This window comes from Paraburkholderia sp. AV2, from assembly GCF_054968425.1.
Genome location: NZ_JBANLK010000047.1, coordinates 1 through 17,770, shown reverse-complemented (window position 1 = coordinate 17,770; position 17,770 = coordinate 1). Strand labels below are relative to the sequence as shown.

12 protein-coding genes and 3 pseudogenes are annotated in these 17,770 nt (G+C 64.4%); 8 read left to right on the top strand and 7 right to left on the bottom strand.

Going from position 1 to position 17,770, the window contains the following annotated elements; all coding sequences use genetic code 11:
- Window positions 1-160: 160 nt before the first annotated feature.
- Window positions 161-2,520: pseudogene (locus V8683_RS25340) on the bottom strand (hybrid sensor histidine kinase/response regulator).
- Window positions 2,521-2,685: 165 nt separating this feature from the next.
- Between V8683_RS25340 and V8683_RS25335 the strand changes: the two are divergent.
- Window positions 2,686-3,075: a response regulator gene (locus V8683_RS25335; RefSeq protein ID WP_411189785.1), complete on the top strand. Its 390-nt coding sequence runs from the start codon at window positions 2,686-2,688 to the stop codon at window positions 3,073-3,075.
- 271 nt (window positions 3,076-3,346) lie between these two features.
- Here the strand turns inward: V8683_RS25335 and V8683_RS25330 are convergent, their stop codons facing one another.
- Window positions 3,347-3,871, bottom strand: coding sequence for a Dps family protein (locus tag V8683_RS25330; protein ID WP_411189784.1), 525 nt, complete (start codon window positions 3,869-3,871; stop codon window positions 3,347-3,349).
- Window positions 3,872-4,173: 302 nt separating this feature from the next.
- Between V8683_RS25330 and V8683_RS25325 the strand changes: the two are divergent.
- The 4 genes and pseudogenes from V8683_RS25325 to V8683_RS25310 all read left to right on the top strand — a co-directional run.
- Window positions 4,174-4,983 (top strand): annotated as a pseudogene (locus tag V8683_RS25325) (IS30 family transposase); the annotation flags it as partial.
- Between the two features lie 910 nt (window positions 4,984-5,893).
- The gene (locus tag V8683_RS25320; RefSeq protein WP_411189783.1) at window positions 5,894-6,340 is read left to right on the top strand and encodes a hypothetical protein; all 447 of its coding nucleotides are present in this window, start codon (window positions 5,894-5,896) and stop codon (window positions 6,338-6,340) included.
- 9 nt (window positions 6,341-6,349) lie between these two features.
- Window positions 6,350-7,054: a nucleotide-binding protein gene (locus V8683_RS25315; RefSeq protein WP_411189782.1), complete on the top strand. Its 705-nt coding sequence runs from the start codon at window positions 6,350-6,352 to the stop codon at window positions 7,052-7,054.
- On the top strand, window positions 7,047-7,754 hold the full coding sequence (locus V8683_RS25310) for a hypothetical protein (protein WP_411189781.1): 708 nt from the start codon (window positions 7,047-7,049) through the stop codon (window positions 7,752-7,754). Before V8683_RS25315 ends, V8683_RS25310 begins: the two co-directional genes overlap by 8 nt.
- 82 nt (window positions 7,755-7,836) lie before the next feature.
- Here the strand turns inward: V8683_RS25310 and V8683_RS25305 are convergent, their stop codons facing one another.
- The 5 genes from V8683_RS25305 to V8683_RS25285 form a co-directional block, all read right to left on the bottom strand.
- Window positions 7,837-8,034: a DUF6900 domain-containing protein gene (locus V8683_RS25305; protein ID WP_411189780.1), complete on the bottom strand. Its 198-nt coding sequence runs from the start codon at window positions 8,032-8,034 to the stop codon at window positions 7,837-7,839.
- 151 nt (window positions 8,035-8,185) lie between these two features.
- Window positions 8,186-8,431 carry a hypothetical protein gene (locus V8683_RS25300; protein WP_411189779.1) on the bottom strand — a complete coding sequence of 82 codons (246 nt, stop codon included), beginning with the start codon at window positions 8,429-8,431 and terminating at the stop codon, window positions 8,186-8,188.
- 111 nt (window positions 8,432-8,542) lie between these two features.
- Window positions 8,543-10,831 (bottom strand): ParB N-terminal domain-containing protein, encoded by a 2,289-nt coding sequence (locus V8683_RS25295; protein WP_411189778.1) that lies wholly within the window; start codon window positions 10,829-10,831, stop codon window positions 8,543-8,545.
- Window positions 10,832-10,949: 118 nt separating this feature from the next.
- Window positions 10,950-11,783, bottom strand: a complete 834-nt coding sequence (locus V8683_RS25290; RefSeq protein ID WP_411190564.1) for a DUF932 domain-containing protein — start codon at window positions 11,781-11,783, stop codon at window positions 10,950-10,952.
- Between the two features lie 1,156 nt (window positions 11,784-12,939).
- The gene (locus V8683_RS25285) at window positions 12,940-13,335 is read right to left on the bottom strand and encodes an ATPase (RefSeq protein ID WP_411189777.1); all 396 of its coding nucleotides are present in this window, start codon (window positions 13,333-13,335) and stop codon (window positions 12,940-12,942) included.
- A gap of 516 nt (window positions 13,336-13,851) precedes the next feature.
- On the opposite strand from V8683_RS25285, the gene V8683_RS25280 reads away from it, so the two are divergent.
- The 3 genes and pseudogenes from V8683_RS25280 (at window position 13,852) to V8683_RS25270 (ending at window position 17,221) form a co-directional block, all read left to right on the top strand.
- Window positions 13,852-14,103: a hypothetical protein gene (locus tag V8683_RS25280; RefSeq protein ID WP_411189776.1), complete on the top strand. Its 252-nt coding sequence runs from the start codon at window positions 13,852-13,854 to the stop codon at window positions 14,101-14,103.
- A 718-nt stretch (window positions 14,104-14,821) separates the two neighbouring features.
- Window positions 14,822-15,376 (top strand): annotated as a pseudogene (locus V8683_RS25275) (IS30 family transposase); the annotation flags it as partial.
- A 246-nt stretch (window positions 15,377-15,622) separates the two neighbouring features.
- Window positions 15,623-17,221: an FAD-dependent monooxygenase gene (locus tag V8683_RS25270; RefSeq protein WP_411189775.1), complete on the top strand. Its 1,599-nt coding sequence runs from the start codon at window positions 15,623-15,625 to the stop codon at window positions 17,219-17,221.
- Window positions 17,222-17,770: the final 549 nt, after the last annotated feature.

Sequence of the window (17,770 nt, the reverse complement as noted above, 5' to 3'; positions counted from 1 at the left end):
TGTCTGTCTCGCGCATGGGCTCTCTGGCGCAGAGTCGGAGTGATCAACGGGTATCACAATGTTGCGCCAGCGGCTCGATGGAAATCGTGCGGCGGTCGTCGGCACCGAGCCCCTGGACGTCGATCCCGTATCGCGTTAACCCGACAGGGGTGGAGGGCGTTCACGTCCGCCTGCATGCCGCCAGCGCCGTCGCGAGATCGTCCGTTCCATAGGGCTTGCGGATCACCTGCCAGCCTGGAAGGGCGTCCGGCAGCGGCACTGCGTCGCCAGACGCCACAATGACCCGCAGATCGGGATGCTCGCCGGCTGCCTCGCGGGCCATGTCGAGGCCTGAGCCGTCGGGCAGATGCACGTCGGTCATGAGCACGTCGATCGGCCGGTGCGCGAAAAGTTCTTGTGCCGCCGCGACCGAGCCGACGCCGGTGGGCCGGTGCCCGAGCATTGCGAGCAGTTCACACACGGCGTCCCGGGACGGCGCATCGTCCTCGACGACCAGCACGTGCAGTCCCGTCGGTGTAGAAGGCTGCACAGACGGCGGTGATTGGCTCGACGGAATCGCCGCCAGCACGGTTCCGTCTGTACCGAGCACCTGTCTCACCTTGCGCGCCAGGTCCTCGCGGCTGTACGGCTTGCTGAGCAGTTCGACGCCCGGGTCGAGCTGGCCGCCATGAACGATCGCGTTGTGGGTGTAGCCCGACGTGAAAAGCACCTTGAGATGCGGCAGCAGCTGCAGGGCCTGACGGGCCAGTTCCGGGCTGCGCAGCGTGCCCGGCATCACCACGTCGGTGAACAGCAGGTCGACGTGTGCCCCGCTCGAGAGGACGGCAAGCGCCTGCTCGGCGTTGTTGGCCTTCAGGACGCTGTAGCCCAGTTCGATCAGGATGTCGATGACCGTCGCCTGGACGTTCAGGTCGTCCTCGACGACGAGGATGTTTCCTGTCCGCCCATCAGCGGCGTGTTGCGCCGGGGGACGGTCGCCTGCGACTCCGTCAGCGAGCGAGGCAGGTAGATGCGTACCGTGGTGCCATGACCGACTTCGCTGTAGATGCGGATGTGGCCGCCGCTCTGCTTCACGAACCCGTAAGCCATGCTCAGGCCGAGGCCCGTGCCTTCCCCTTCGGGTTTCGTCGTGAAGAACGGATCGAACGCGCGCTCGAGCACCTCCTGCGACATGCCCATGCCGGTGTCGGTGATGCCGAGCATCACGTACTGGCCCGCCGGCACGTCGGTCAGCGAGCGCACGTAGTGGTCGTCGAGCATCGCGTTGGCCAACTCGAGCGTGAGCTTGCCGCCGCCGGGCATCGCATCGCGCGCGTTGATGGCGAGGTTCAGGATGACGTTCTCGAGCTGGTGCGGATCGACCTGGGTATTCCACAGACCGCCGGCGACCACCGTTTCGACCTCGATCGTTTCGCCGAGGGCCCGGCGCAGTAGATCGTCTGCTCCTCTGACCATCGCGGCGAGATTGACCACGATCGGCCGCAGCGCCTGGCGCCGCCCGAACGCGAGCAGTTGCGACGCGAGCTTCGCGCCGCGCTCGACCGCGTCGATGGCGCCGCCGAGCCGCTCCATGCTCCAGCCGTCGTGACGGTGGCGGCTCTGCAGCAGTTCAAGGTTGCCGCGCAGCACCTGCAGCACGTTGTTGAAGTCGTGCGCGACGCCGCCGGTGAGCTTGCCGATCGCTTCCATTTTCTGCGCCTGGAAGAGCGCCGCGCGGGTCTGTTCGAGCAGCTCGTCGGCCTGGCGCTTTTCCGTGATGTCACGGGTGATCTTGGCGAAGCCGACCAGTGTGCCGTCCTCGTCGCGGATCGCGTCGATGATGACGTGCGCCCAGAACGTTGAGCCGTCACGCCGCACGCGCAGCCCTTCCGATTCGCACCGTCCTTCGCGGGCCGCGGTGTCGAGTCCCCTGGCGGGCAAGCCGGCTGCGATGTCCTCTGCGGTGTAAAAGCGCGAGAAGTGCGAGCCGATGATTTCGGCTGCCGTGTAGCCCTTGATGCGTCGTGCGCCCTGATTCCAGTTCGTGACGTCACCTTCGGGCGACAGCATGAAGATCGAGTAGTCGGTCACGCCGTCGACGAGCAGACGGAAGCGCCGCTCGCTTTCGATGACCGCTTCGTGCGCCTTGCGCTTGTCGCTGACGTCGCGCACCACCTCGACGAAGCCGTCGAGGTGTCCATTTTCGCGGAAAATGGCCGTCGTCACGACGCTGGCCCAGAAGAGGTCGCCGCCCTTGCGTCGACGCCATCCCTCGAATTCGTGCCGGCCGTGCTGACGTGCCTCGCGCAGGGCGCTCTCGGGGACGGCGCGCCGACAGTCGCCGTCGGCATAGAGTACGGAAATATGCCGACCGATTATTTCGGCACCGGGGTAGCCGTGCATGGTCTGGCCGCCGGGGTTCCAGCTCAATACGTGGCCCGAAGGCGAGACGGCAATCACAGCATGGTCGCTGGTCGATGTGGCCCAGCGTTTGAGCCATTCAAGGCTCTGTTCTTCACTCCACTCGCCGGCGTCGTGCATGGTCGGCCCCTTCAAAGGTTGTCGGCGGCTGCGCGGCACAGGATGTCAATGCCGGGCGCCGCCCGTCGGTGGGGATCAGACGATTCTAGCAGTGGGCGTCTGCAACCAGAGGCCCGGCATGCTCGTTGCTTTTTGATGCCGGCAGCATAGGCGACGGGGAACGCGATGGCACGGGTGCTGGTGGTAGACGATGAGCCGGCAATAAGAGAGTCGATGGACCTGATCCTGGGCGATCATGGTCATGAGGTGCGCACCGCATCGGACGGTCGGGAGGCGCTGGCGCAACTGCGTGGGTGGTCCCCGGAGATCATCGTCACGGACTGGATGATGCCGCACATGGGCGGCGAACAGCTGCTGGGCCGGCTGCGTAGTGTTCCAGGCTGTCGCGGGACGCCAGTCATCGTGATGAGCGCGCTTTCGCTGACCGCGCGCCCCTCGGTCACGGCCTTTCTGCGCAAGCCGTTTTCTGCGGGGCTGCTTCTCGAACTGATCGCGCGTCACACCGGGGCACCGGCGCGGCGCATGCATGCGGGGACGGGGGTTGCCGCGCGCTGAGCTGGACTGTCCGCCGTGCTGCCTCGCCCGGCACGCGTACTGTCACAATTACAAATTCCGGGCTTTATTACCGGTGCGGGTCGCCCGGTCGCGTGGCGCGGGGAAGGCTGGCGCTGCACGAAGGGCCTGCTGTGCGGCCGTCCTGACGCCGGACGGTCACGCACCGCCGCACGGACGGATCTGCCAGCGCTGACGCGCCACTCTGGATGATGCATTGCGCAGCGGCGGCGTCATGGCACCGCAACGCGTGCGCCCTCACGCGCGCGGTCGATCACCGCGTGTGTCGCGTGGTTTCGAAGAGGAACCATACGCGTTCCTCTGTCTGGTCGATCCAGTTTTCGATCAGACTGGCCGTCGCCACATCCTCCTTGTCGTCGCACAGCTGATGCAGTTCGCGCATGTATTTCACGAGCGATTCGTTGTCGCGACGCAGTTCCTCAAGCATGGCTTCCGGTTCGACGAAAGCCTCGTCGTTGTCCTTGAGGCGCTTGAGCGAGGCGATCTCCGCAATCGAGTGAAGGGTAGGGCCGCCCAGCTTGCGGGCGCGTTCGGCGACCGGGTCGACCATGGCAAAGACGAGCGCGGCCTGGTCGTCGAGCAGCAGGTGATAGTCGCGGAAGTGCGGGCCGCTCACGTGCCAGTGGAAATTCTTGGTCTTGACGAAAAGGGCGAACACGTCGGCGAGCAAACGCGTCAACCCCGCTGACACTTCCTTGCGAGCCTCTGCGCCGAGGTCCGTGGGCGTGGTCAGATTGCTCACGGGGGTGCTTTTGCGTCGGGTGCTGGTGGTTGCCATGTGACGGCTCCTTGAAGCGGAAGGGAGAGGTCAGCGCTGCATCGTCTGTGCCCGGACAGGCGAGAGAGTAGCCGCCCGGAACGTTGCGCCTGGGGTAACGGCGAGGGGGAGCGTGGACGTAGGGCAACACGTCGGGCACACGCCTCACCCGCGTAGTGCGGCCGGACATTTTCCGGACTGGCGACGCTGTATCACCCTCGCACCTGAAAAGCATAGCGATTCCTGGTGGACGAGTGCCATGTGCGGATTCAACCGGTCGATGCAACACACTAGAACCTGCGTGAGCAGCGGAGGTGTTGCAAATGAAACAGCGACCGAGGATCTATTACTCCGAGAGCCAGAAGGCACTGATGTGGGAGCGCTGGCGTAAAGGCGAAACGATTCATCAGATTGCCAAACTGTTCGATCGGGGCCACTCTTCGATACAGCGGATACTATCGGAGACCGGCGGCATCCAGCCACCGCAGAGACACCGCGCGCCGCGGACATTGACGCTCGCGGAGCGCGAGGAAATTTCCCGCTCTCTCGTGTCTGGATTGTCGATCCGGTCGATAGCGGCCAGGCTGGGACGTGCTCCGTCCACGATCAGCCGCGAGCTGCAGCGCAACGCAGGCAACCAGGGTTATCGAGCGAGTCAGGCGGACGCGCTCGCCTGGGATCGGGCACGTCGCCCGAAGGTTTGCAAATTAGTGAGAAACCAGACGCTGGCGCGAGTTGTCGCTGCAAAGCTGAAGCTGCAGTGGTCCCCTGAGCAGATTTCTGGTTGGCTCAAGCATGCCTATGCCGTCAACAAGGACCATCTGGTGTCACACGAGACGATCTACCGGAGCCTCTATATTCAAGCTCGCGGTGCCCTGAAAAAGGAATTGCTTGAACACTTGAGACGCTCTCGGGTCATGCGCCGGTCTCGCCATCACACATTGAAAACCGAAGACCGCACTAACATTCGCGACGCTGTATCGATCAGTGAACGCCCCGCCACGGCGGAGGATCGCGCAATACCCGGGCACTGGGAAGGTGACTTGCTGTTCGGCAACGCTACCAGCCAGATTGCAACCCTCGTCGAACGTCAGAGCCGATTCGTGATGCTGGTAAAAGTCGCCGGCAAGGATGTCACTGACGGCATTCGCCGCACGCAGATGTTCGAGCCCGTGCACGGGAGGGAAACGCACGCGCCCCACGCGGTGTGTGGCGTGCCGCGTGAGCATCAGTGTGGTGGCATACACGCATGGGCGCCCAAAACCGGCGCTAGCCTATCCTGCAATACAGTGTTTTCCGTGCGCTTTTTGTTGCCCGGCGTAAACGTTTTGTGCAGGGGTGTCCGCCACGGCGTAAACCTTCTGTTCAGGCCCTGAAGCATCGCGTGCGAACGACGTGTGTACGACGTGCGTACCGGCTGAGCAGAGGCGCCACTCGCGGCGCGAAACAGATGCGTATGGCGGTGCGTGAACGACTACGCGAGGGATGCGTGAACGACGTGCAAAGCGGTGCGAAGGGTCGTCCCGTGCAGCGTTGCATCCCGTGCGCACCGGATGCGCGTTGCTGTGCGTATGTGCTCGCAGCGACAGGTGAAGGCAGCGCACAACGTCAGACGTACGGGAGGGGTTGTCACGCAGCAGACGATGCGCGCGGCAGTCGTGATGGATGGTCAATGCACGGCGCAGCGACGTGCGTTGATAGTGTGCAGTCGGGCGTCGCGCACGGCAAACCGGCGAACGATGTTCGTGCGTAACACGCGTGCAAGGCGGTGCGAACGCGAGGCGTACGGCGTGCGTAGTGCTGCGATGCGTAACGGTGGTGTGTCGGTGGGTGTGTCGCGTGCGCACGACAGGCATAAAAAAGTGCGTTGTTCCCACGACGTCCCATCGCATCCCAGGCGTTCCCGTGTGCGTTTGTCACGTGGAAAAAGGCCGTTGACGTGTGCGCGTGTGATGCGCAGGATGGTGACAACGCCGTGCGTAGCAACGGTTGTGGGGCGGCTGATACGAAGGCAGATGTCAGCGTGTGCGCAGGAGGGTGACCATGCCTGTCGCGAAGGTCTATGCAAAGTCGCAATGGGAGGCGTTCGGGCGCGCACTCGATGCGCTGCCGGAAAAACCGGATGCCGAACGCGGCGTCACGTTGCGCGACGCGATGAAGGAGATGCGGGCACGCGTGCGAGCGGCGCAGGCGAAGGGCTACACGCTGGAGCAGATCGCGGAGGCGGCGAAATCGCACGGCATCGAGATCACGGCAGGCGCGCTCCGGTATGGCCTGCGCGCTGCCGCGAAGGGCGGCGCGGGCGGCGCACGCGCACCATCGGGCACGAGAGCGGCAGGGCCGGCCGCGACATCAGCGACACGTGCGCCTGACAATCCGGCGCGCACAAATCCGGTTCGCCGGGATGGGGGAAAGACCGTAACGAAACAACCCATGCCGGTACAGGGCACACTCGGATTTGCGATCCGGCCCGACACCGACGACCTGTAGGGAGTCGCGATGAACACGACAGCGGACACGGCAGTCAATCTGATCTACCTCGTTGGCGGCGGCAAGGGCGGCGTCGGTAAGAGCGTGGTTGCGCTCGCGCTGGTCGATCACCTGCAACGCAGGGGCGTGAAGGCCGTGCTGGTGGAAAACGACACGTCGAACCCGGACGTGATGCGTGCGGTCCACGACGAGATCGAGTGTGCGTCGTTCGATCTGGATACGGCGGGCGGCTGGATCGACGTGGTGAACTACTGCGATGCGCATCGCGATGCCGCCGTGGTGGTCAGTACGGCGGCGCGTAACCAGGACGGGGTCAGCCGGTACGGCGCGACGCTGGGCAGTACGCTCGGTGAACTCGGGCGGCGGCTCGTCGTGCTGTGGGTCATCAACCGGCAGCGCGACAGTCTCGAACTGCTGCGCCAGTTCAGCGAAACGTTTCCGGATGCAACGGTGCATGTCGTGCGTAACGGGCTTTACGGTGCGCCCGAACGCTTCGTGCTGTACCACGACTCGAAGTTGCGCAAGGCCATCGAGGCGAAGGGCCGGTCACTTGATTTTCCGGAACTGGCTGACCGGGTGGCGGATGATCTGCGCAGTCAGCGGCTCTCGGTGCGCAAGGCGGTAGAGACGCTGCCCATCGGGCAGCGAGCGGAACTGCTGCGCTGGCGGGCGTGCTGTGACGCGATGTTTGCGCAGGTGACGGGCCATGAGTGAGCGGCGTTCGCGGCGGGAACGGCACCCGCGTCCGGCCGATCCGCTCGTGCGGCTTTTCCTCGAAGTGAGCGGTGCGCCACCGGATGACGCCAGCCTGCTGCGCATGCGGCGCGTATCGGCGGCACTGAACCTGCGCGACAACGATGCACTGTGGTCGGTGCTGGCGGTGCTCGAATACTACGTGCGCCTCTACGAGGTGATACCGGAGCGCATCCACCAGGCGGGTGCGGGCGGCGTCGATGCCGCGCGTGCCGAAGCGCACGCGGCCACGCAGGCACTGATGGCGCAGCATCGTGAGGCGCTGGAACGCTGCAAGGAAACCATCGCCATTGCAGAGGCGATGACCGCCGAGCACCAGGCGCGCCATCGCGCGGCGCTTGCGGCGCTGAACCGCGATGCACTGGCGGCACTTACAGCCCACGCGGCGGACCGGATCGCGCAGGCAGCGGGGAACCGGCTCGTGGGCGCGACGGTAGTCGCGGCCCGCGAGCAGCGGCAACGGATCGATGCGGCGCTCGGCGCATTCGAGCGCATCGCGATGCTGCGGCTGGCGCGCGTGGGCTACGCGCTGGTGGCAGGCGCCCTGGTCATGACGCTGCTGGCAGCGGGTGCGGGCGGCGCGGCAGGGTGGTGGGCGGGTGTGCACTGGTCGCGGACGGCCTACCCTTCGGCGGTTCCGTCTCCCACGCTGCGGCGGTGACCCCGGTAGCAGGGCTGCCCGTGCCTGCGGCTCTGTTGTGCCGTGCAAGGCGCGCTGGCGGGTTCCGTGTTGAGGCTGCCTTTCATGGTGTGCCTTTCTGTGCGTGCGCGGCACCAGCGAGCCATGCGGCTTCGAGTGCCTCCCTGATGCACCATACCGCCGTGTCATGGAAGTCGAGCCGGTCGGAGCGACGGGTTTCAAGGGTTTCCAGGCCGAGGAATTTCGCAGCGATTTCGGCAAGCTGCTGGCTTGCGGCGGCGGGCAGGGTGGACGTGTTCACGGGGTTCTCCGGTCAGGTTGTCGGGGCATCATGCGCACCATTCACACGCGGTTTCACGGGAACAGCAAGTGTTTTGTCGGGGGACTGGCGGTGCATGGCCGGAAGGGCTGAGGCAGGCAAACGGCGGGCGGTTGACCCCTGCCTGCGTGGATCAGGCTATGGGAGCATCGCCTTCGATGAACGCAGCGGCGCAGCGGAGCATGTCGGCCGCCGCGTCGAACTGGTCGAAGGCGACCATCGGGCTGCCGTAACCTTCCTCGCGGGCGCGCAGCAATGCCATATCGTAGTGGCGACCGTGCTGATACTGCGTGTCGGTTGCCTCGACGGCGGTGAGAAAGAGGTCGGGGGACCCTGCGGCGTTGGCCGCGACTACGACCATGCGGATACGCTTGAACATGATGGTTTCTCCGGTTCCCGTTGGAGGATGCGCAGACGGCGGGGCGTGATGCGAATACCCTGTCGTCTGCGCGGCCCTGTGGCGGGACGATGGTGGTCCGGCGGGTTCGCGTCAGGCAGCGAGCGGGCCGGACGGCGCGGCGCCCGCGCTCCCTACGCTGTCAGCGGTCGGGAAGGGCCACGGTGACGGCCCGCTGGCGGTGGCACGCGTGCCCGGCGCGTCAGGTACATCAGGCGGCGTATCGTTGACGTGTTCCAGTCCGTTGCCGTGGCTGGTGTCGCCGTCCGCACCGGGTTCAGTCTCAGAACCGTCGCCTTCAGTCGCTTTGGGGCTGCCTGCGGAATCGGCGTGATCGCGGTCCACGCCGTCGCTGTCGTCGTCCTCATCGTCGCTGTACCGCCCTCCCCATGAGGCAGCGGCGGGAATCTCCCGGTCCGTGAAGATTTCCGGCACCCAGGTGACGGTCGCGAGGCGCAGTTCAGCGGCAGCCGCCGCGTCGGCCTTTTTCATCTTTTCGAGGTCGGCGGCGGCTTTGGGTGAGACGGCGGCGGCGACGACTTCGGCGATGCGCGCCTTGCTGACATGGTCAAAATACGTGGCGCGGGTAGGTTGCCAGTACCGGGTCATGTCGAGGTTCAGCGCGCTGGCGAGCGCGTTGATCGGGTGCGGCTTTTCTTCTGCCGCGAGGCCGTCGAGCAGGGTGCCGGTGCAGAAGGCGAGCAGATCGAGCAGGGTCGTGCCGGGGTCCTGTTCGATCAGCCAGGGCAGGAGGTCGGCCCGTTTCGCGGGCAGTTCCGCTGTCCAGCGTGCGCGTTGTGCCACGATGGCGCTCCACGCGGGGCCGCCTTCCAGGTCGGCCGCGCTCATCAGGCTGTCGTGGTTGCTGTTACCGGTGAGGGCGAGGAAGTCAGGCAGGGATGTGTGACCGAAGTGTTCGGGCAGCGCCTTCGGCGCCAGGTGACGCAGCAGCGCGGCGAGTGCAACGGCGGGCTGTGCGATCAGTTCCGCATGAACGGCGGCGGTACGGTGCGCGGTCAGGCGCTGGCAGAGTTTCGCGTTGTGAACGGGCCGGATTTTCGGTGCCTTTGCCGATACCGTTTCGTCTGCTTCGGCTTCCGGCGTGCCGGTCACGTCTGCGCCCGCTGCTTCGAGCGCGCTGGCGTTCTCGCGCCGCACGAGTCCGCGCTCGATGATGAGTTCGCCCTGCTGCCCGACGATCACGAATGCGCCCGCCTCGGCCATCTGGTGTTCGTCCCATACAAGCGCGACGCTTTCAAGGGCAATGAGCGCGGCGTTGACGCGCTCGATTTCCTCGTTGAGCCGGTCGGCTTCCTCGTAGGCGTTTTCGTCGTCCTCCGGGAGGGCTTCGAGCTTTTCCGCGAGTTCGTCCTGCTGCGCGGTGAGGGCGTCCATCTGCTGCTGCTCGTCGTCGATGTAGGGACGTTGCACCGGGCGCAGTCTGCCGTAGCGGTTCAGTTCCAGAAAGTCGCGCTCGACGCGCGTCTCGATCCAGCCCCAGCCCTCGGCGCGCACTTCCTCTGCGGCGGCGTTGAGCTTCTGCGCGACGAGGTGCTGCAACAGTTCGGCGTCGGCAATGTACCCGGCGTTTTCATCGTCGCTGAACAGGTCGCGCCTCACGTATCCGCCCGCCGCCTCATACGCGGCGAGGCCGACGAAGCGCACCAGGCGGCTGCGGCTCACGTCGATTTCGGCGCGCGTGATGGCCTGCCGCAGATAGTTAGGCTGGCGCTGCCAGTCGTTCGAGTCGAGCCATATGCGTTCCTGCGTTTCATGGTCGTCCGCGAGTGCGAGGGCCGCAAGCTGGTCAAGCGTGATGGCGTCCTCGCGCAGCAGCGCAAGCAGTTTGGATGACACGTTGGCGAGTTTCATGCGCCGCCTGACGGTAAGCGGTGAAGCGGAGAACAGCGCCGCGATGTAATCGACGCTACGCCCTTCCTCTGCGAGCATCCGGTACGCGCGCAGCACGTCGAACGGGTCGAGTTCTTCGCGTTCGCTGTTCTCGATCAGAGAAATGGCGAGGGCTTCGCCTTCACTGACGACGCGCACGGGAACCGGGTAGTCGGCGGTGATGTGCTTCTGTTTGAACAGCAGGTCGAGCGCGGCCTCGCGTCGACGGCCCCCGCATACGCCGTAGTTCTGCCGCTTGCTGCGCGAGCCCTTCATTTCGTGCACGATGAGGTTTTGCAGCAGGCCCTTGGCGCGGATGCTGGCGGCGAGAGCATCGATGCCCGACAGGGGTTTCGTGCGGACATTGAGCGGCGACGGGCGCAGGGTGGAATACGGCACGGTGACGACTGGTTGTTCATTGCCGAAACTGGTTTCGAGCGGCGAGGCGGTTGTGCCGGTGTCTGCCGTGATGGTTTGTACTTTCGCTCGCATGACTGACTCCAGAAGGTTGGAAAAAAGATCCGGGTCGGTACGGCGGAGTTGTTCAGGACCTGACCCGGAAAGGAGTCCTGAAAAAAGGTGGGCGGCGGTTGACGCCGCCCGGTGCGGGTTATGCTTTCAACTGGCGCATGGATTCAGCGAGCATCCACAGCGCGCGATTGAGCTTCACGTTCTGGTCGATGCCGGTAATCGGCCGGGTGGACATGGAGCGTCCGCTGCGCGAGCGTCCATGCAGGCCGCCTTTCGTGAGGTTTTCCTGGACCCTTTGAAACACGGTCCACAGGTCGTCGCGGCGGTCCTCGAAACGACGCGGCGCGAGCAGGCTGCTTTCGGTGATGGGGGCGGGTGCTTCGGTATCGGTCGGGTCGTAGCGCAGCGCGAGCGAGGAGCGGGCGAACGCGTGCTGTTCGTCGCGGTCGAGCGTCACGGCCTTCATGCCTTCCTTCTGCTCGCGGATCAGGTCGAAGCCGTCGAGCACATCGAACGCGCCGTTGATGACGTTCTGCACGATGTTGCCTTTGTGGGGCACGCGGATATCGCGCACGGTGTCTCCGGCGACCATGCCGTTCTGGCAGACGAACCGATAGGCACCGGCGAGCATCTGATAGCTGCTCGTGCCGTCGTGTGAATTGAGCAGGATGATCTCGTTGGCTTCTTCGCCGGTGATTTCGTCGGCGTGCCGCATGCGGATCATGTGCTTGGTGAATTCGCGGCGGTCGTCGTGACGCACGCGCGTCTGGCAGACCATGAACGGCTGGAAGCCTTCGTTGCGCAGGCCGCGCAGCACGTCGATGGTGGGAATGTAAGTGTAGCGTTCGGAGCGGCTTTCGTGCTTGCCGTCTGCGAAGATCGACGGGGCGACGCGGCGGATCTGGTCGTCCGACAGCGCCGAATCGGAGCGGAGCATCGGGGAACCGTAACGGAAGGAGGAAGCGAGTTGCATGACACTCTCCACAGCAAAAGAAGGTTGAGGGGTGTTGCGCTGACCGGGCCCCAAGATTCCGCCCGCCTTGTAGGGGTTGGGCTCATCCCGGTGGAACCCGGGGTCTGGCAGTGCTGCAGCCAGTCCCCTGAGTTCGCGCCCGTGCGACTCAAGGAGCCGATGGCCGCCCGGCGTCAAGGAAAAAGGCGAGGGAGGGGTGCGGGCAACACGGTCCCTCGCCCCTTGACGCCGGGCGGCCATCGGCTACGGTCGCGGGTGTCGGGCGGGAACTCAGGGGGCAGGCGGCTGCGAAGCTCCGGGTTTGACCGGGATGAGCCGCCGCGCGGCGAGCGCGATCGTGGGGGCCGCCTGTGCGGCCTCCACCTGACCAGGTCTTCCAGGATTAAGGGGGGCGTCAAGGGATTGATGCCCGTCAGGGCCGGGATGCTCCAGGCGGCCCGGTGCGAAGCACGAAAGCCTGGCCCGGAACGTGAGTGCAGGGAGACGTCCGGCCCGTGCGGCCACCGTCGTGTTTGCCGGTTTACAGGCAACGATGCCTTCGTTCGGGACCGTAAAACCCGGACCATTGCGGCGAGCCGCGGGCATTGCTGCGCGATGGGAATTCAGGTTCCCGTGCCATCCAGAAAGGAAGTCAAGCCTTGAAGAAATTTGCCATCCTGATGCTGTCCGCACCGGCCTTCACGATCGCGGATGCGCAGGAGATTCCGGGGGTGTCGTCCCTGTCACTGTCCGACGTTACAGTGGGAACCGGGCAGACTGGAATCCGGTCGTTCATCGGAACGGCAACCAACCGGACAGACGGACAACTGCGCTTCGCCGCGATCAGGATCAACCGTCTATGGCGGACAGGGCAATCTGCCACGGGATACGATTGCGCAGGCCAGTCACGTCGTGAGCGGCGCACGCTGGCGATTCGAGGTGCCGATCGTGTACGCTTCGACGGCCGCTTACAAGGTTGTGGAAATCGACGCGTTCTCGAGCAGGATGGCCGGAGCCTGGGCCGATGGCACCGGTCGCGAACACATGCCGGCCTATGCGGCGCGGGGTGGATAAACCGGTCCGGGCTGCCGTATGACCGGCCTGGCTGCGTCGTGGTTACGACGCAGGACAGTGCGCCGCCCCGAAGGGCGGCGCATGGATTGATTGCGATGCGCCATCAATCCTTGGTCGGTGCGATCATGGACTGGAGCAGTTCGATGACACCGGGTTCGACAAATACAAAGGGCTGTGTCTCTTCAGCTACGCCGCTGAATATTCTGGCGAACACCCGACGCTTCAAATGTGCCACCCGGCCTGTCCGGTGTGCCTGCCCGGGTTTCACGCGCTCGCTGTGCGCAGACAGGCCGCTGTGTTGCGGGTCGCACTCGACCAGCGCCACATAGTCCTCGTCTGCCAGCTTCTGGTGCTCGGGGCAAAGCCCCCAGCCAGTCGCCGTATACCGCTCGAGATTGGGCCGCACTCGCAACTCCAGCAGGATGTTGCCGGTCTCGAAGGCGCAGCCACAGACCACGCAGATATGCTGTTCGATTGAGACGTACGATTTCTCGCTCATGACGATCTCCGGTTGAAAGGGCGGAATTGCCCGGGACCGTCTTCAACACGGCGCAGCGCAGGCTGTCAGGGGGCAAAGCCGGCCGTGGCCGCAAGCGCCGCAGGCGCGCAGCCCTTGACGGCGAGCACGCCGTGATACCGTGCAGGGAACAGCAAGACCGCACTCCCGATACCGTTTGCGCGGCTTCCGGCCGTTCGCAGGTGCGCAGCACGGGCACGTCCGTCAGGGTCAAAGCGCTGTCCGCTTCTGCTGGCGGTGCACGACGGCTGCGTCGGCCGGCCGATTGTGCGTCGGACAGCCAATCCTGCCTCGCAGATGACGTTCGCAGGATAGATGCGGCATCCGTTGTCGACTGTGTTCGCGGCGGTGGCGTGCGTTGACGAGGCGGGTGGCGTTCGGCACGCTGAACCGAAGCCGGTGAGGCGCGCCAGATATAAAAAGGAATCCATAACGGTACGTGCCTCACACCGGAAACGATGTAAACATGGGTCTTCGTCAACGGTATGGAGAGACACCATGGATACAACCGAAATGAAAGCCTGGTCGGCCCTTTGCGACAGTACCGAAGCCAACGAAACGACCCCGTTCGATGCGGTGGCAATCATCGTCGAAAGCGGGGTGCCTGGCGACGATGCCGCCGGGATGACCGAACGCTGGTCGACGCAGGGCGGCCATCGCATCCGCGTAACCACGGGCGGTCTCTGGACGTGGGATTTCGGTCCGGACGGTCAGGGCTACGGGGCGCGGCAGGCCAATGGCGGGACATGACGTCGCCGCCCCGGAAGGCGCGATCGCGCCGCGGTTACTGCGCGGCCGGGTTCCGCGCTGATCTCGCCGTCGAGGCCGCATGCTGTCCCTGCGTGTCTGGCAGGACCGGCTGACGGTTGCAGGATGCCGCTAACGGCGCCACCAGCGGTTACGGCAGTGAGCATGTCCGACCGGCTGCGTTGCCGCTGCGGTTCGGGCAACAACGCGTAGTCGGTCCGCGGCGCCCGTGTGCCCGATCGAGAGGGGTGTTCCTGGGTGCCGGCAAGATACCCGTCAGCATTCCCGCATCGTTGGGGAGAAACACCGCGATGCGCCAGGGTTGCGTGGAGGCGTCCCTGGCTGCGGTATGCGGTGTCGTCTCCGGGCCGCGCAGCTGACTTGTCGCAGGACGCCAGTTATCCAACGCGCTACGCGCACCGTCTGCCACACGGGCAGTTGTTACAATGACGCCCCTGCAAGCAGAGAACGTCGCGTGATGTAACGATGCCGGTGCAACGAGAGACAGAATCGATGAACGCTCCAGGGATCGTGGGGAAGCCACGTCGGCTGACGCTCGCCAGTGCCATGGCGCAGCGGGAACGAACGAGTGCGTTCATTGGTTCCCGTATCACTGCGGGTGCCATCGAGCTCGAGGTAGTGGACATCGGGCCTTTTACGGACCCGGACGGAAACGTCGTGACCTTTCTTGCGCGCCCGACCGGGCAAGGTGCGCCGGGTGCGGGCGTCCTGCTCAGGACGGCCTGGGGCACCTGCAGGGTCGTCGACTGATCTGCATGGACATCCGGGCGAGGGAAATGTCCGCGAAACCGGCCACCCGGTCAGGGAAGGTGACTTGCTGTTCGGCAACGCTACCAGCCAGATTGCAACCCTCGTCGAACGTCAGAGCCGATTCGTGATGCTGGTAAAAGTCGCCGGCAAGGATTCCGGGGCCGTGGTCAACGCGTTGATACGACACGCCAGCAAGTTACCGCGGGAACTATATAAATCGCTGACCTGGGACAGGGGTACGGAAATGGCTGATCATAAGCGCTTTACCGTGGCAACCAAAATCCAGGTCTATTTCTGCGATCCGCAGAATCCGTGGCAACGCGGCTCGAATGAAAACATGAACGGACTGCTGAGGCAGTACTTCCCGAAAGGCACTGACCTCTCTGCCTATTCCCAAGCTCAACTCGACGCTGTAGCGAGGCGTCTCAACGAGCGTCCGCGCAAGACGCTAAACTTTGACACACCGGCCCAGCGGTTCCATCAATCTGTTGCATCGACCGGTTGAATCCGCAGTCGACACCGGCAGTTCGTAGGCAGCGGCGACGTGCTGGCCGCTGCCGCGTCTCAGCTTCACATTGACGGCATCACGTCGGAAGCCCGGCGCGGGGGCGGTGACACGATTATTATCGCAACGGTGTCAGTTTTAATGCGAACTACGCATTTTGAGCTCTTTTGTACGAACACGCACAGTGCCGGACTATGCTTTTCTGCATCTTCAAAAGCTGTGCGACGGGTCCGTCAGGAGGAACGCATGGAAGACGTGGATGTGCTGGTCATCGGCGCAGGACCGGTCGGCCTGCTGCTCGGCGCCGAATTGCAGCGCGCGCGTGTCGCCGTAGGCGTGATTGACAAGATGCCCGCGAGGGGATTTTTCTGCAAGGCGCTGGGCATTACGCCACGGACGCTCGAAATTTTCGACGATCTCGGTATCGTGGATCGCGCAATCGAGGCCGGTGTATGGCTGACCGGCGTCGAGACATGGGTCGATGGCGCGATGGTGCCGGGGCGCAGCATGCGCTTGCCAGAACATGGTCTGTCTTACGGATCACTCTCGCTCGCGCAGTACGAGACGGAGCGCCTACTCGAGGCAGCATTCGCCGAGCACGGTGGTCAGGTAAACTATGGTCTTGTGCTGGACCGGTTCGAGGACGATACGGATTGCGTCAGGGCGTATCTAGCCGACGCCCACGGCGAGGCGCACGTCGTGCGTTGCAAGTGGCTCGTGGGGTGCGATGGAGCCCACAGCAAGGTGCGCTCAGCACTCGGTTTATCGTTCGAAGGCGAGCAGTATCCGCAGACCTTTGCGCTCGCCGACATGGAAGTGGACTGGACATTGTCGCGCGGGCCCATGTACCGGTTCGAAAGGGCCGGTCCGGAGCACGCGAAGACGAGTGCGGCAGCCGTGCCCGTTCGTGGCTCGACGCGACGCTACCGGCTCTCGATGATCGTGCCAGAAGACCGGGCGTCCTCACTCGCGGCGATTGACGCACCAGACTTCGACATGATGTGCGGTCTGCTGTTGCCGTCACTGCCAGAGGGCGTGCGACTGTCGTCAATGCGATGGTCGTCGGTCTATCGGGTAAGCCATCGCATCGCATCGGGTTACGGGCGCGGCCGGGTATTTATTGCTGGTGACGCCGCGCACATTCATCCTCCCGTAGGCGGTCAGGGCATGAACACGGGCCTGCAGGATGTTCACAATCTTGCGTGGAAGCTTGCCCATGTCGCGAAGGGTCTCGCGGCGCCGGAGTTGCTGGATAGCTACCAGGCGGAACGACATCCCGTCGGCGTCGATGTCGTCAAATCGACGAGCGCGGCACTCAATGCCGTTCTCGCGCGGCAGGCCAGCAATCCGGCAATGCGCGAAACACAACTGTTCGTCACGTATCGCGGAAGCCCGATCGTCACCGATGGTTGGCCCGACGCAGACCCGGCGTCACCTGCACCGGGCGACCGGCTTCCGGATGCCGGTGGTCTATCGCAACGTTTTGTCGGACATGCAAGGCGGCTGCATGAGTTTATCGGCCATGGCCGGTATGCGCTTATTGGTTACGTCGACGCGACGGAGCCGCAATCCGGCGCTTTCAGTGAACTCTGGCGAGCTTTCGCTGCGTGGTCCAGTGACGCTGGATCGGCAATTCTCGTGAGGGCACCGGGCTGCGACACGCCGGACTCAGAACTCGTGACGACATTGACTGATACGGCGGGTGAATTTGCAGCCGCGTATCGACCGGCGAGTGGTGCTGTATGGGTCGCGAGGCCAGATGGTCATATCGCATGGCGCAATGGCCAGTGCTCGATTGACGACATGAAAAGCTGGTCAGAACGCGCAGGCTGTAAACCGGTGTGACACAGGACGCCGGCGGACGACCGGTCTGGCGAAACTCGATTGTCCCTTGTGGGTCGCGTTATGCCTTTCGCATAACGCGCGTACCCGAGATGATCGTCGCGCTCGCTCGAGGGACGCAGTCGGCCAGGGAGCGCCATTTTCGCTGCTACGGCGATTGTGTCGTTCGAATGTCAGCTCCTCACCCGAGCACGGACAATGGGTCCAGATGATTGCGATGTCGGTGCGGGGTTGGGTACTACCGATCCCATGCCGCGGCACTTGATCGCCCACAGGCTTGATAACGCCAGCGGGGATCGGTCACCCGATCACTTCAGCCGCATGACCGTACGTGACGGACGCAGGCGGCACCCGTGTCCTTACCCTTTTGGGTGCCCTACGGCCGTACTAGCTGACGTTCCGTCAGCACGTTCTGTTTAATGGGCTTGGTGATTTTTGACACTCCCGGTCTTTGCAATGATGTAACGCCATTGGCAACGGCACGACGATTGCTCTAGGGCTACGCTGAACAAGCAGCTGAATTGGCGGCGTGTTGGCGATGTGGAGGTGTTC